This is a genomic window from Amycolatopsis sp. PSD-21 (assembly GCF_055561455.1).
In genome coordinates, this window is record NZ_CM145712.1 from 2,669,626 (window position 1) to 2,683,888 (window position 14,263).

Below are 14,263 nucleotides of genomic sequence, written 5' to 3' on the forward strand. Positions count from 1 at the left end.
GGGCGATCACCTGAGCAGACCGATACGCCGGGCCACCGACTCGATTTGCTCGTAGTTGCGCACATCGGTGGCGATGAACTGCTTTGCCTGGAACAAATCCAGGATCTGGCGCTGCTGTTCGTCGTCACCTTTCAGCGACAGGAGCGCATCGGTCACTTTTTTCGTGAAACCGGCGCCGAAGCGCTGGTCGAGGTCTGGTCTCGCCAGCCAGTGGTAGTCGTGGTAGGTCGGGGTGCGAAAGATCTCGCGAACCTTGGTGGTGTCGATCTTGCCGTTCTTGACCCGGTCGTCCCAGACCGCGGCGTTCAGCGCACCGATTTCGTAGGTGCCGGCTTCGACCAGCTTCGCGGTCGCGTCGTGTGAACTGGAGTAGCCGGGTTTGCCTTTGAGTTTGTCCAAGGAAACTCCGGCCTGATCCAGGAAGTATTCCGGCATGAGACGTCCCGAGGTCGAGGAGTCACTGCCGAAGGTGAGCGAATGACCCTGCAGGTTCCGCAATCCGGCGACGTCGCCGACGGGCGGCAGGTTCGCCGTGCTGGAGGCGACGAAGACGCTCCGGAACTGCGCGTCGATGTCTCGCTGCGCGACCGGCACGGCACCGGGAAGCTGATGTCGTGCTTGTACGCCCGTCAGTCCACCGAAGAACACCAATTGCAGGTCACCTAGCCGAAACGACGTCACCGACGCGGTGTAATCGGTCACCGGGACGTAGCGCACCTTGACGCCCAGCCGGGCTCCGAGATACTCCGACACAGTCCCGTAGAGGCGCTGCAGCTTCTGTGGATCCTGGTCCGGGATGGCGCTGATGCTCAGGACCTTGTCGCCGGCAGCGTTCCCCGGTGCGTTGGGATCGCCGGGTGCGGCACCGCATCCGGCCAAAGTCGCGATCAGGGCGGTCGTGGCCGCCCATAAGGTGAGCCTTCGCATGCACGGTCCTTCCTCGGCGGGACCGGGATGCTCAGTTCCCCCAGCAGACTGGCCCACGCATTCGATTCGGTCAGCGGATCCACGATGTGACTGCGCTCGCCGCAGGCCGCGGCCAGCCGGGTGTAGACGTCGTTCAGATCCAGTTCGGCGGCTCGCAGAAGCACGGAGAGGGCCTGCGCGTCGCCGACCGGGAAGTAACCTGGGTAGTCCTCGCCGAGCAGTCCGACGGAGCCCGCGATCGCTGTGGAAAGCACCGGTACGCCGGCGGCGAGGGCTTCGGTCACCACGTTCGCCCCGCCCTCGTGCCGCGAGGTGAGTATCAGCAGCCTGCTTCGGGCAAGTACTTTCAACGCCTCTGGCCGCGGGAGCGCGCCGAGCCAGTCGTAGCGCGCATTGCTCGACGCTTCGGCCTTGGCCGCGATCGCGAGTTCGTCGTCGAGTCCGGCGCCGACATGGGTGATCCAGATCCTCGATTCGGGTGGCAGGAGACGCGCCGCGTTCGCTGCCAGCAAGGGGTCCTTGACCGAGCGGAGATGGGCAAGAAAGGCGACCTCGAACACGGAGTCGTCGGCTGGTTCGGGGGCGATCGGAGGCATCGACTGGACGATCACTCTCGTCCGGTCACGATGAGTCGGGGGAACCTGGTCGAGCGCGCGTTGCTGGAGGACCACGATCCTGTCCGCGGCGGCGAGGACAGCGGGATCGACGCCGTTGGCGGTCAGGCTCGGGTAGAGGTCGGTTCCCGTCAAGGCGAGCACGACAGGCGCGTCTGGATGCGCGGAGCGGAACTTCAGGACCGAGTCTCCACTTTTCCCCGCGTGCAGGGCGATGAGGCCGGTGTACTGCCCAGTCGCGTAGTGGTCTGAGGTTTCCACCTCGTGGCCGAGATCAGCGAGGATCCGGCACCACCGGTCCGCGGTCACACCGTTGCCGAGGACCGCGCTCGGCGGCGCCGGGCTCACCAGCAGCATCACGTCAGCCGGCCGCGCAGGTCCGGAAGCCGGCGAACACGTCTCGCCGATCGGGCGTGAAGTAGTTCCGCATCATCGCCCGGACATAGCGGCCTCGGGTCGCCCAGGCGCCGCCTCGAAGTACCTTCCGGCTGCCGAAGAACTGCTCCGAGTTTTCGAAGTACGCGTCGCGCTCGAAGTTCGGGTAGGCCACGAAGTCGCTTGCGGTCCACTCCCATACATTGCCGATGAGCTGGCGGCAGCCGTCGGGAGAGTCGCCGGGAGCGCACGCGCCGACGTGCACAGGGCCGCCGGACCGCCAGTCGGTCGCGGCCTGCGTGGCTTCGGGCGGCGCCGCACCCCATGGGTAGTCGGACTTGGGAAAGGAACCTCCGGTGGCCGCGAATTCCCATTCGGCTTCAGTGGGAAGTCGGCGTCCGGCCCAACGTGCGTAGGCGTCGGCCTCCCACCACGAGACGTTGCTGGCCGGTAGATGCGGTTCGAGGTCCACCCAGGTGTCGAAGTGACGACGTTGCCAGCCCTCCTCGGCCCTGCGCCAGTAGGTGGGGTGCTCGGCCTTGGTCGATGCGAGCCAGGCTCCGCCGTCGGACCACAGCAGCGGGTTGCGGTAGCCGCCGTCGTCGACGAAGGCGGCGAACTCCTTTTGCGTCACCGTGGTCTTCGCCATCGAGAACGGCGCGACGTTGACCGGATGTGCCCATTTTTCGTTGTCGTAGGCGAAAGCGTCGGACATCTGGGCGCCGAGAACGAACCGGCCACCGCCGAAGCGGACGTCCCCGCTCCAGTTGTCGGCAGCATCGTAGGTAGCGCCGGCGTCGGTGAGTCCTGGCAGCTTCGGCATGGAAAGGCCGAGTGTTTGCCGGGTGTAGGTAAGCGCTTCGCTGTGCGTGTCGTGGTGATGGACCGTGTAGCGGGCGAAATGGCAAGCGACGTCGGTCGCGTCCTTCGCGGTGATCGCTTCGGCGACTCTCTCTGCGACAGTCCGGACGTAGGAAACCGTCTCTTCGCGGGTCGGCAGTTTGAGTCGCCAGCGCGTGTCGTGCGGGATGGCGCCGGAATCGTAGATCGAGTCGGCGAACGGCAGGATGGGATCGTGCCCGCACGCTCGCCGGAGCACGAAGATCTCCTGAAACCAGGCGATGTGCCCGATCTCCCAGATCAGCGGGTTCACCGTCGGCAGCAGTGGCCCGACCATCTGTTCGTCGGTGAGGTCTTCGACGATCTCCAACACACGCTGAGCGCCGTCGACGGCCCATTCCGCCACGGTCTCGGCGCTGATAGGTGCAGTCCCCACGATGCCCTCCCAGGTTGCTGAAAGCGATGTAAGCACACCCGTGCGCCGTTGTCAGGACCCATCCTCGAAAGTTTCATAGTTCTGTGGAATTTGATCGTTCGGTGTGGTTTGCTCGGAACGACGGAGACGGGTCTCGGTGGACGTCCGTCTGTGCAGCCTGCTGGGAAGAGCCGGGGACGGCGCCCGAGTCCGAAGGGCTGGGTGCCTGACATATGGGGGTTGTATGACTGTGGCCGGTAGCCGGAGCGGAGCCCGACCTAAGCGGACCATGAAGGAACACTTCTTGACCCACCTCGAAGTGGGCCGACCTGACCTCGTCTTCTATTCGGGTCTCGTGAGCGTGGCGGGTGCGGTCGTCGCTTCACCGACATGGTCGGTCTGGCAGTTGATCGGGGCATGGGCGGCAACGACCTGCGGCTGGTTCGCCGCTATGTACGGCGGCGACTACTTCGACCGGGAGCTGGACAAGATCACCAAGTCGCAGCGGCCTCTGCCGTCCGGCCGGATGAGCCCGCGCACCGCGCTCACCGGAATGATCGTCTGGGTGCTGCTCGGGATGGTCATCGCCGTTCTGCTCAATCCCGTCAACCTGGCGATGGTCGTTTTGGCGTTGTCTTTCGGAGTGGCCTACAGCAAGGTGCTCAAGGCGCGAGGCGCATGGGGCAATCTCGCCCGAGGTGCGATCACGGCGTGCGCGTTCGCTGTCGGTGTCTTTTCGACGAATCCTTCACCCGCACCGGCTTTGTTCGTCTTCGCGTTGATCTTCGCGCTTCATGACGCGGCGTCCAATGTGGTCGGTGCGATCTGCGACGCCGAGGGAGACCGGCAAGGGGGATACCGAACTTTCCCTGTGCGCCACGGCGAGAAGGTCTCGTTGCGCCTAATGGTGGTCCTGCACGTGCTGTGGATGGTGCTCGCGATCGGCTATCCCTTGGTCGTCCTGCCGGAGCTTTCCTACGGCGCTTACGCGCCCTTCATCGCGATCGCGGTCGTGATGACGTGGGTTTCGATCGTGATGCTCTATCGTGCGGGAACCCCGATCCCGCGAGTGGCCGGCCTCAAGTCCCATGAGGTACTCGTCATCGAGCGCCTGGTCCTCGCCTCGGCGGTCGTCGCCGCGGCGGGCGGCATCTGGCTCGGTCTCGGGCTGATGATCCCGTTCATCGGTGCCACCTTCCTGTCGTCCTTGTTCCTGATGCGGGGCAGTTACGAGCCGAGCCGCAGATGGCAGGCCAAGCGGTCCAATCCGAAACCCAGTGCGGTCTGAGGGAGTTGTGATGGGGGACAGCGGACTCTTCGAGCGGGTCGTCGCGTCGGCGGATCTGGCGACTGAGTGGCTTTTCGCACGACAGCGTTCCGACGGAGGCTGGACCGACCGGATGTCGTCATCGACGATCTCCACCGCGATCGGTCTCCTGGCACTGGGCCGGGCGGGCAGGGAGGCGCACCGCGACCAGATCACGCGAGGCTTGAAATGGCTGCGGGACAACCAGCGTGCTGACGGGGGTTGGAGCCTGGTCGACGCCGACCCGCCGAGCAGCGAGCACATCACCGCGTTCGCCGTCGCCGCGTTCAAGGTGCTGGACCCCGACGGTTCACGCGACGTGATCGAACGAGGCATGGCCTACATCGACCGACACGGTGGGGAAGCGCTCATCACCCCGGACCTGAGCGACGGCGGACCCAGGACCTGGCGGGAGATCGTCCCGATCGTCTGGGCGATGGAAGGTTTGCGCGACGTCACCATCCAGCCCTCCCAGCCGCTCGAAGTGATGCTCCTGCCGAGCAGTTTGCGTAATCGGGCGTCGATCGTCTTGCCCGGCGTACTCGGGCTGGGCATCGGACAGGCGCGGGTGCTTCCTCTGAGCCCGTTGAAGGCTTATGCCCACCGGCTGGCTGAACCCAAGGCACTGGACTGGCTTCGTGAGGTCATGGGTCCCAACGGCGGGATCGAAGAATGCGCGCTGATGTGCGCGTTGGTGTTCAGCGGCCTTCGCATCGCCGGGGAGGACGTCGGCGCCGACATCCAGCAGGGTTGCCTGGACTTCCTGCTATCGACCATCCGGCCGGACGGCTCATGGCCGATCGACCGCGACCTCGAGATCGCCGTGACCTCCTACGCCGTGCTGGCGCTCGCTGAAATGGTGGACGTCAGCAAGGACGAGCGTCTCCGTGGAACACGAGACTGGTTGCTGTCGACCCAGTGGAAGAAGCCGTTCACACCGTTGAAGATGGCGCCGGGCGGATGGTCCTGGGCCTCACCATCCGGATGGCCGGAGTCGGAAGACACGGCGGTCGTTTTGACCGCACTTGCGGAACTCGGGATGCGACGCGGCGACCAAGGCATTCAGCTGGGCCTGGACTGGCTCTTGGGCATGCAGAACCGCGACGGTTCATGGTCGGAGTGGGTCCGCAACTCGACCATGATCCACGACGGCCCCTGCCCGGGAGTGACGTCTCACGTCGTCATGGCGTTCGATCGTCACGGCGGCAGCGCCAAGGGACGCTCTCCGCTGGTGCGAGCGCTGAAGTACTTCGAGAAAACCCAGGCACCTGACGGATCGTTCTCTTCGTTGTGGTTCCGCGACTCGACGCATGGAACGGCGAAGGTGCTCGAAACCTACGCCGAACTCGGCATGGCGCAGCACCCCGTCGCGACCAGGGCGGCCGACTGGCTGCTCAGCCACCAGCGACCCGACGGTGCCTGGCCGGACAAAGTGATCGAGGGTCCGCCCGAAGGCGGCACCGCGGAAGAGACCGGCTGGGCGTTGTTCTCGCTGCTCATCAGCGGACGGCCTTTCGATGATCCCCAGGTGCTGCGTGCGGTGGAGTGGTTACTCGACCACCAGGACAAGAGCGGCACGTGGCGCCCGCAAGGCGTCGGGCTGTACTACGACACCTTGTACTACAGCGACGATCTCATCGCACACACCTACTCCTTGCGCGCGCTCGGGCGCTGGCTCAAATGCGCCCGGATCGCCGGAACGAAGGTATGAAACGTCATGCGTGCCGTGGTGATCACAACCGGAACGCAAGGTGATGTCGCGCCGTACACCGGAATCGGCGCACGACTGCAAGCGGAAGGTTGGAAGGTCACCTTCGCCACGCACAAGGTGTTCGGTGAACAGCTGGAATCATGCGGTTTCGACTTCAGCCCGATCCCCGGCGACCCTGCGGCTCTGGTGTCCTCACAGGCGTTTCAGAGCTGGGAAAGATCCGGGTACTCCCGTAGGTCGGCCCGTGATCAGGTAGGCCGGATCAAGGCGATCATCGGCGACGTCGGTGAACTGATGTACGAGGTGGCCGGCGGGCTGATCGACGCGGTCCCGGACGATACCGACGTACTCCTGTTGTCCGGCACGGCCGCTCCGCTCGCCTACCACTTCGCCGAAGCTCGGCGAATCCCCAGCATGGGGATCTATTGGGGGCCCACCGAGCCGACGGGGCAGTTCCCGCCGCCGATGGGTGGTGCCAGGTCGTACGGATGGTGGGGGAACAAGGCGGCTGGACACATTGGCCTCAGGATCACGAACAAGGCGTATGTGAAGGCGGTCGACCGCCTCCGCGCGCAGCTCGGCGTACCTGCGGCCGGGTATGCGGACACCCGACGTCGCCAAGCCAGGCGGGAATGGCCGGTCATGCACGGTTTCAGTCCCACGGTCTTCCCCCGCCCGCGAGACTGGCGACGCGGAATGGAGGTGGTCGGATACTGGTGGGCCCAGCGCGGCAAGCGATGGACGCCACCGGCCGCTTTGACCGACTTTCTCGCGGCCGGCCCCCCGCCGGTCTTCATCGGCTTCGGAAGCATGTCTCCCGGCGAGGTCGAGCGGCTGGCGGATCTCGCCACCGCCGCCCTCCGGAAGGCGCGCCTGCGCGGGGTGATCCAGGCGGGCTGGGCCCAGCTCGACGCGAGAAACGACGACGTCCTGACGATCGGGGCCGCGCCCCACGATTGGCTCTTCCCTCAGATGGCCGCGATCGTGCACCACGCCGGCGCGGGTACCACCGGCGCGGCGCTCCGTGCCGGGGTGCCCGCGGTGCCGGTACCCGTCACGATCGATCAGCCTTTCTGGGCTTCCCGGATCGTCGCGCTCGGTGTCGCGCCCAAGGCGATCCCGTTCTGCGCGCTCACCGCGGACGGCCTCGCCGACGCTTTGCGGCTCGCGGTCACCGATCCTGTCCACACGGCTGCCGCTCGCGCGGTGGCCGCCGCAGTGGAGCGAGAAGACGGCGCGGGCCGTGTCGCCAAGGCTGTGGCCAGACTCGCCGAGCGGGGGTTTTGATCATGAGTTCGGTCGCTCTTGGTATGCCAGCGCTTCCTCCTCCCGTCCTCTCCGAGCGTCGCAAGACCCGACAGCTGCAGGTCGGGCCGGTCGGCGTCGGCAGCGAGCACCCGATCTCGGTGCAGTCGATGACCACCACGCTCACCTCCGACGTCAACGCGACCCTGCAGCAGATCGCCGAGCTGACCGCTGCGGGCTGTGACATCGTCCGCGTCGCGTGCCCGTCGGCGGACGACGCCGAGGCGCTGCCCGCGATCGCGAAGAAGTCGCAGATCCCGGTGATCGCCGACATCCACTTCCAGCCGAAGTACGTCTTCGCCGCGATCGAGGCCGGCTGCGCGGCGGTCCGGGTGAATCCGGGCAACATCCGCAAGTTCGACGACCAGGTCAAGGAGATCGCGCGGGCCGCGAAGGATCACGGCACCCCGATCCGGATCGGCGTCAACGCGGGTTCGCTGGACAAGCGGATCATGGACAAGTACGGCAAGGCGACCCCGGAGGCGCTGGCCGAGTCGGCGTTGTGGGAGGCGTCGCTGTTCGCCGAGCACGACTTCTACGACGTGAAGATCTCCGTCAAGCACAACGACCCGGTGGTCATGGTGCGCGCGTACGAGATCCTGGCCGAGCAGTGCGACTACCCGCTGCACCTCGGTGTCACTGAGGCGGGCCCGGCGTTCCAGGGCACCATCAAGTCGGCCGTCGCGTTCGGCGCGCTGCTGCGCCAGGGCATCGGTGACACCATCCGCGTGTCGCTCTCGGCGCCGCCGGTGGAAGAGGTCAAGGTCGGGATCCAGATCCTGCAGTCGCTGAATCTCAAGGAGCGCAAGCTGGAGATCGTCTCCTGCCCCTCGTGCGGCCGCGCGCAGGTGGACGTCTACACGCTCGCCGAGCAGGTGACCGCCGGGCTCGAGGGCATGGAGGTCCCGCTGCGCGTGGCGGTCATGGGTTGCGTCGTCAACGGGCCCGGCGAGGCGCGCGAGGCCGACCTCGGCGTCGCTTCGGGCAACGGCAAGGGCCAGATCTTCGTGAAGGGCGAGGTCATCAAGACCGTGCCCGAGCACGCGATCGTCGAGACGCTGATCGAAGAGGCCATGCGCATCGCCGAACAGACTGGTGAAGACGGAGACGAGCGTGGCTGACTGGGTTCTCTCGGTCGACGAGAAGGCGTGCATCCACTCTGGACTGTGTATTGCTGCCGCGCCGCAACGATTCCGACAAGGTGCTACGGGCTCACAAGCCGTCACCGCGGAGATCACTGCCGATGACGTCGTCGCGGAGGCAGCGGAGGGGTGCCCGGTCGAAGCGATCCGAGTCCGAGACCTTCTCACTGGCGCGGTCATAGCGCCCGAAGGCATCGAAGAGTGAGCGAAGACCTTCAGCCCGATCGCCGGCGTAAGCGGAACTCGGCCGCCACCAAAGAAGCGATTCTCCAAGCGGCCATGAAGCTCTTCGTGGACCGCGGGTTCGACGCCGCCACCGTTCGCGACATCGCCGACCTCGCCGGGGTCAACCAAGCGCTGTTGTTCCGCTACTTCGGCTCCAAGGAAGAGCTGTTCGACGCCGCCGTCTCCCGGCGTGCACTGGCCCAGCTCGATGAGACACCACCGGACCGGCTGATCGAAGTCATCCTGCGCGAACTTCTGGCGGTCGGCCCGGGCGCCGGATCTGATCAGATCGTCAAAGCGATCCTGCTCTCCACCGGCCAGCCTGGGACGGTTTCGGCGGGCCGAAAGCAGGTCAGGGACGGATACACCGACGCGCTCGCAACACTCTCGGGCGCACCTGACGCGCGGCTGAGGGCAAGTCTTCTCTTGGCGTGGCTTCTCGGTATCGGCATCGCCCGTCACATCACCGAGGACCAGAACATCGTGGCGGCCGACTTCGGCGACATCTGCGCTGTGGTCACCGGAGTGGCGAAGAATCTGCTAGCCGCACCATCGCCTTCGCTTAGCGACGGCGATCGGATCTGAGCCGTCGAATGCCCGGGCGAGATGCAACCACAGGTTCTGGAAGATCTTGCCAGGCGCCCTGGCGGCCTTTTCACAGTTGCGGGTCGCCTCGGTAAGCGATGTTGCCGCGACGTCGATGTCTTCTGCTGTTGAGGCTCTCGATCTGTGATCGTCTTCGAGCTAACTGGCTAGCATTTCTTGATGACGGGCATCCTGATGCTCACCGGCCCGGACCGGGCGGAGCCAGCAGGCTGCTGATCGAGCGCGGCCAGTTTGGTGTGGGCTGCTTTGAGGCTGGCGGTGAGGCCGTCGATCTCTCCTCGCCATCCGTTGAGCTCGGCTTCGCGGATCCGGTCTCGGAGGTTGTTCGCGATCTCGACCAGACGGGCGCGTTGGCGGGGGTCGACGCGCAGGACCGGGCATCGGATACATGCGTGCTCGTGCTGGCAGGAGGAGCCGTAGGGGCGGCCGCAGGTGCCGAGTTCCAGCTTGCGTGCCTGGAAGTGCTGCTGGAATTCAGTCCATTCCTCGTCGGTTGGTTCGCGGTACTCGTCGGTCGGTCGGATCGCGCGACGCTGGGCGAGGAATGCCCGGTAGGTGCGGACCAGGTCCTCCTGGAAGACGGCGACGTAGGCCTGGGTGGTGTCCAGGGAGGCGTGTCCGAGCAGGCGTGCCGCGATGTGGACGGGGAGGCCGCTGGTGACGGCTTCGGTGGCGAAGAAGCGGCTTGTCTTCGCAGTCGTCGTGTGCGGTCGGGTTCGAGTGGTGTTTGGGCAGTGCCGTCCTCGACCGGGCGTTCGCAACAGTCTTGCTGTAGTCGTGTGGCGATTCGGCCGAGTCTGCGTGGTGTAGATCACGTGGCTTGTCGTCCTGTTCGGGGCGGTTGCGTGGCCAACGCGGGATCGATCAGCTCGAGCCAGGCGTCCTGATCGTCAGCCAGCGGATGCTGTAAAGGAAGTGGGTGGAAGTGGCAGGCGAACGTCATGCCGGTGTCGCTGCCGTTCCCCTCGACGCGGTGTATCCAGTCATCGGCTGTGTCGGTGGGGGCCAGAAGATGGAAGTAGGTGGTGCGGCGTGGTTGTCCGGTCTCGGGGTGGGGTTTGTCCTCGGTCGTCAACGCCCGGACGATCGTGACGCCGGTCAGCCCTGTTTCCTCGGTGACTTCTCGCAGCACTGCCGTCGGGAGGTCTTCGTTGGTGTTCACTCCTCCGGCTGGAACCTGTTGTCCTGCTTCGGGGACGTCGATGTGCTCGAAGATCAGAAGTTCGGGCTGTGGTCTCGGGCGGATGACGTAGGCGGCGACACGGATTCTCGGCGGGGCGGTGATCATGGGGATGCTCCTGTCTTCTGATCGTGGTCAGCTGCATGGACCGGCGATGCGGTTTCGAGTGCGCAGGTGACGAACGGGCTGGGTTGTGCCGAGCGTTGCTCGGAGGCGGGTGATCTCATCGTGCTGTGCAGCGAGACGGGACAGGGCTTGGGCTTTGAAGTCGACAAGTTCCTCGATGGTGCTGGTTGTCTCAGCAAGGCGCTGCTTCAGGCCGCGGCGCCGGCCGGGTACTGGTCGCCGCCGCGGCCGCCCGGGCGCCACGCTACGACTGGACGACGCTTCCCATCGGGCAGGACCCGATTTCGGTCGCGTTCTGGGCACGCGTCGGAGCCATCGGACCACCCAGCCCGCACCCCTGCACACACCAGACCGAACAAGGAGTCGTCCCCGACGAATCGCGCTGGACGAAGTGGTGGTGATCTGTCTGTTAGCCGACGTCCGGGGTCGGGGTGTGGTGGTGTGGGATGCCGCTGTCGGCGAAGGCGTTCTCTGGCAAGCCTTCGCGTAAAAGTCGCATGTCGTCGAGGTGTTGGTCGAACAGGACGGTGACAGTTCCGCGGCGGGCCTCGAATTCAGCCAGGTAATCCGGGGTGAAGGCGATCCCGAGGTAGGCGCGGCCCGCGTCCCCCCAGGTCGGGTCCTCGACGGTGCCGTCCGGATGAGCGCACCAGGCGTGAGCGGCCACGACACCGGAGTCGGCAAGCGCGAACCCTTCCACGTAGCTCAGCCCGTGGCGCCGGCTGTGACTGGTCGCATTGGTGAAGCACCTGCGTTGCAGGCCAAGCCGACGCCCGGGCGGGAGCGCTGCCGGGGTGAACCAGCGGCCGACAGCGGTCACCAAGGCTTCCGTGCACGGGTACCTGAGATGATCGTGCGAAGGAAGAAGATCGATGACGTAGCCAGTTCAACAGTTCCTGCTTGGAGTCTGCAAGCACGTCGACATCTTCTCGTGTCCTCTTAGCAGCTCCTCAAGCACCTCGATTCGAGACGCCCTACGGAGGCGAAGGTCAAGTTACGCCAGAGATCCGGCGTCTCCAATATATCTAACGGTGCGTTAACGTCAGACTGGCGAAACGGCGTAGGTGCTCGACCAGCCTGGTGTCAGCGGAATTGGCACTGGCCAGTTCATTTACCGTGCTCGCGTTGTCGCAGGCTCTGCTGCCTCGACGGTGCGTTCAACATGCCTATGACCTGCGTTGGATGTTAACGCGGGTTGTACGTGGCGATGAAGTGCGCTGTGGAGCTGGTCAGTGGCCCGGCGGGGTGATGCGGGTCGGTGAACAGTGCGAGGGGCGTGAATCCGGCGATGGTGGCGTAGAGCTCGAGTTCGCGGGGGAAGAGGACGCGGCGTTCGAGCAGGTCGTGTTCAGTGGTGCCGTTGTTGAGCTGCCAGGTGCGGTGGACGGTGGAGATCTGTGTACGGGCGTCCCAGTTGTGCTCGGTGGTGACGTCGGCGTGTATTCCTGCCGCGTCGATCCGGCTCCGCCTCGGCGTGGCCGTGGTGTTGGGTGCGATTTGGGTCACGATGATCAACAGGGTGCCGGGGTGTGCGTGGGCCGCGAAGGTGGTGAACGCTGCCTGGATGTCGTCGTTGTGGTGCAGGTAGGCGAGGGTGTTTCCGAGGCACGTGATGGTGTCGAAGGTGGTGCCCATCCGCACCGTGCGCAGATCTCCGACATGGAGGTCCAGATCGGAATACAGCTGTCGTGCGTAGTGAATGAGCGCTGGTTGGAGGTCGACGCCGACGCAGCGGTGGGTGGTCGCGAGCTGGGCGAGGTCGCGGGCGGTGCCGCAGCCGAGGTCGAGGACAGTGCCGTTGGCTGCGGTGCCGTGCTGGTGGATGAGGTGCTGGCAGGTCGCGGCGGCGGCGCTGCCGCGGGTGAGGGCGTCGTAGAGGTCGGGGCGCCGGTAGGCGATGTTGTGGGCGGCCAGGTTCATGCGGCCGGGGCGCTGGTTGGAGCCTGCAGGGATCGGAGGCCGACTTCGAGGACGAGGGTGTCGCACAGCACGGACGGCACGGTAGCGCTCTGGCGGGCGTGCTGCACAGTGCGGTGGAGCGCGTCGGGGCCGATGAAGCCGTGGTCTGCAAGGAGCATTCCGTCGGCCAGTAGGCGCTCGGCCAACTGGAGTCCGTTGTGCCGCAGGCCGTGTTGCATCAGGTCCCGGAAGTGCTCGGTTCGCCGCGGGTGGGTGACTAGGGCTGGCAGGCCGGCACGGGTGAGGAAGTCGCGGTAGAGCTTCTTGTGCCGGCGGAGGTCGAGGGGGAGTTGCTCGGCGAACCGGATCAGGGGCGGGTGGGTGAGCGGGGCGACGGGCCAGATTCCTGACCTGAGGTAGGCGGGGTGGTGGATGGCGAAGCTCATCAGGGTCGGTGTCGGCAGCACGGCGGAGGGAGCGAGGTTGTCGTCGATAGCCGCGACGGCTTCACGGGCGCGTGGCCCGAGCCATGGGACTTCTGTTAGGGGTTGGGGCGGTAGTTGAGGTAACTCGTCGACGCGGGGCGCCATGATCTCGTCGCCGCCGTTGCCGGTCAGCATGATCTCCACGCCGCTGCGGGAAGCTCTGTCGGCGAGGGCTTCGAACGCCTCGCGGTAGAACTCGCCTCGCGGATCGTGCGCGCCGCCGCTGGCGCGGATGCCGTGCCCACAGAACGGCGCGTGGTCGTGCGCCCGCAGGATGTCGTCGACCGCGTCGACCTGTCGGGCGATCGCCACGCGGCGGCGGTGCTGCTCGGCGCCGAGGGCACCGTTGACGATGAGGCCGAAGGATCGTAGCGGAGTCGAGGTGGCCGTACGGGCGGCGACCGCGACGGTGCCGGAGTCCAAGCCGCCGGATAGCTCGAGGCCCCACGCCGCGCTGCGGTCCTGCCAAGGGTGTAGCGCGTCGGTGAGCAGATGGGCGAGTGCGGCTGTCGTGTCAACACCGGGGCGTAGGGCGCGGGCTCGTGTGACGTGTTTGGCTGGGGGTGGGTATGCGATGTTCAGGCCTGCTGCGGTGAACGTCGCGGTCGCTCGTTCGGTCAGCATCGTGACGTCGGTGAACAGGGTGTCGCTGCTGTAGCGGTGCCGCCTGGTCAGTGCACGGGTCACGGCGCGATCGAGAAGGCTGGACCGTCGTGCGAGATGGCGAATCGTGGGAAGGTCCCAGGTGCCATGCAGGACGTCTCCGTCGACGGCTAGGTAGAGCGGCGCAGTTCCGCCGATGCCAGAGGTGAGAGTGATCCGTCCTGGTTGTATGCCGAGCAGCAGGGCGTCACCCCGCTCGGCACCCACCATGCCATCAGCGCTCGGCTTGTGGGTCGTTACCTCCGGCAGAACCAGCTGGGTTGCGGCGTCACGGACGAGGATCGTGGTGCCCCCCGGGCGGTTGTCGATGTCATGACGCAGTGCCGGGTGAACGACCGGTTGTATCCAGCTGTCACCGCGGCGCCATCGGTCAGTGTCCCAGCGCCAGGCCGGGTCGGCGCCGGCGTTCAGTGCCAGGCGAAACGAGAGCATGGGTACTGCCCC

Annotated in this window: 14 protein-coding genes; 6 read left to right on the top strand and 8 right to left on the bottom strand. The window is 66.0% G+C overall.

Translation table 11 applies throughout. From position 1 onward, the window contains the following. Positions 1 to 6 precede the first annotated feature (6 nt). From ACZ1DY_RS12900 to senA, 3 genes are read right to left on the bottom strand one after another with little or no spacing between them, the layout of a single operon-like run. Positions 7 to 927 (bottom strand): putative selenate ABC transporter substrate-binding protein, encoded by a 921-nt coding sequence (locus tag ACZ1DY_RS12900; protein WP_465484496.1) that lies wholly within the window; start codon positions 925 to 927, stop codon positions 7 to 9. Next, on the bottom strand, positions 888 to 1,898 hold the full coding sequence (gene senB / locus ACZ1DY_RS12905; RefSeq protein ID WP_465484497.1) for a selenoneine biosynthesis selenosugar synthase SenB: 1,011 nt from the start codon (positions 1,896 to 1,898) through the stop codon (positions 888 to 890). The genes ACZ1DY_RS12900 and senB overlap by 40 nt, the downstream gene beginning before the upstream one ends. 4 nt (positions 1,899 to 1,902) lie before the next feature. Then, on the bottom strand, positions 1,903 to 3,192 hold the full coding sequence (senA, locus tag ACZ1DY_RS12910; protein WP_465484498.1) for a selenoneine synthase SenA: 1,290 nt from the start codon (positions 3,190 to 3,192) through the stop codon (positions 1,903 to 1,905). Positions 3,193 to 3,415: 223 nt separating this feature from the next. Here senA and ACZ1DY_RS12915 point away from each other — a divergent pair, with 223 nt between their 5' ends. The 6 genes from ACZ1DY_RS12915 to ACZ1DY_RS12940 are packed head-to-tail and all read left to right on the top strand — an operon-like array spanning position 3,416 to position 9,445. After that, on the top strand, positions 3,416 to 4,459 hold the full coding sequence (locus ACZ1DY_RS12915; protein WP_465484499.1) for a UbiA family prenyltransferase: 1,044 nt from the start codon (positions 3,416 to 3,418) through the stop codon (positions 4,457 to 4,459). Between the two features lie 10 nt (positions 4,460 to 4,469). Then, positions 4,470 to 6,188 (top strand): prenyltransferase/squalene oxidase repeat-containing protein, encoded by a 1,719-nt coding sequence (locus tag ACZ1DY_RS12920; RefSeq protein ID WP_219151781.1) that lies wholly within the window; start codon positions 4,470 to 4,472, stop codon positions 6,186 to 6,188. Positions 6,189 to 6,194: 6 nt separating this feature from the next. After that, a complete protein-coding gene (locus ACZ1DY_RS12925; protein WP_465484500.1) occupies positions 6,195 to 7,475 on the top strand; it encodes a glycosyltransferase in 1,281 nt (426 codons plus the stop codon). A 23-nt stretch (positions 7,476 to 7,498) separates the two neighbouring features. After that, positions 7,499 to 8,614 (top strand): flavodoxin-dependent (E)-4-hydroxy-3-methylbut-2-enyl-diphosphate synthase, encoded by a 1,116-nt coding sequence (gene ispG, locus ACZ1DY_RS12930; protein ID WP_465484501.1) that lies wholly within the window; start codon positions 7,499 to 7,501, stop codon positions 8,612 to 8,614. Next, positions 8,607 to 8,840 (top strand): ferredoxin, encoded by a 234-nt coding sequence (locus ACZ1DY_RS12935; protein WP_465484502.1) that lies wholly within the window; start codon positions 8,607 to 8,609, stop codon positions 8,838 to 8,840. Before ispG ends, ACZ1DY_RS12935 begins: the two co-directional genes overlap by 8 nt. After that, positions 8,837 to 9,445 (top strand): TetR/AcrR family transcriptional regulator, encoded by a 609-nt coding sequence (locus ACZ1DY_RS12940; protein ID WP_465484503.1) that lies wholly within the window; start codon positions 8,837 to 8,839, stop codon positions 9,443 to 9,445. The genes ACZ1DY_RS12935 and ACZ1DY_RS12940 overlap by 4 nt, the downstream gene beginning before the upstream one ends. Before the next feature lie 167 nt (positions 9,446 to 9,612). On the opposite strand, the gene ACZ1DY_RS12945 is transcribed toward ACZ1DY_RS12940, so the two are convergent. From ACZ1DY_RS12945 to ACZ1DY_RS12965, 5 genes are all read right to left on the bottom strand, one after another. Beyond that, a complete protein-coding gene (locus ACZ1DY_RS12945) occupies positions 9,613 to 10,281 on the bottom strand; it encodes a hypothetical protein (protein ID WP_465484504.1) in 669 nt (222 codons plus the stop codon). Beyond that, positions 10,278 to 10,754: an NUDIX hydrolase gene (locus tag ACZ1DY_RS12950; RefSeq protein ID WP_465484505.1), complete on the bottom strand. Its 477-nt coding sequence runs from the start codon at positions 10,752 to 10,754 to the stop codon at positions 10,278 to 10,280. Before ACZ1DY_RS12950 ends, ACZ1DY_RS12945 begins: the two co-directional genes overlap by 4 nt. A 427-nt stretch (positions 10,755 to 11,181) precedes the next feature. Continuing rightward, a complete protein-coding gene (locus ACZ1DY_RS12955) occupies positions 11,182 to 11,592 on the bottom strand; it encodes a hypothetical protein (protein ID WP_465484506.1) in 411 nt (136 codons plus the stop codon). Between the two features lie 365 nt (positions 11,593 to 11,957). Next, positions 11,958 to 12,692 (bottom strand): class I SAM-dependent methyltransferase, encoded by a 735-nt coding sequence (locus tag ACZ1DY_RS12960; RefSeq protein WP_465484507.1) that lies wholly within the window; start codon positions 12,690 to 12,692, stop codon positions 11,958 to 11,960. After that, positions 12,689 to 14,251 (bottom strand): asparagine synthase-related protein, encoded by a 1,563-nt coding sequence (locus tag ACZ1DY_RS12965; protein WP_465484508.1) that lies wholly within the window; start codon positions 14,249 to 14,251, stop codon positions 12,689 to 12,691. Before ACZ1DY_RS12965 ends, ACZ1DY_RS12960 begins: the two co-directional genes overlap by 4 nt. Positions 14,252 to 14,263: the final 12 nt, after the last annotated feature.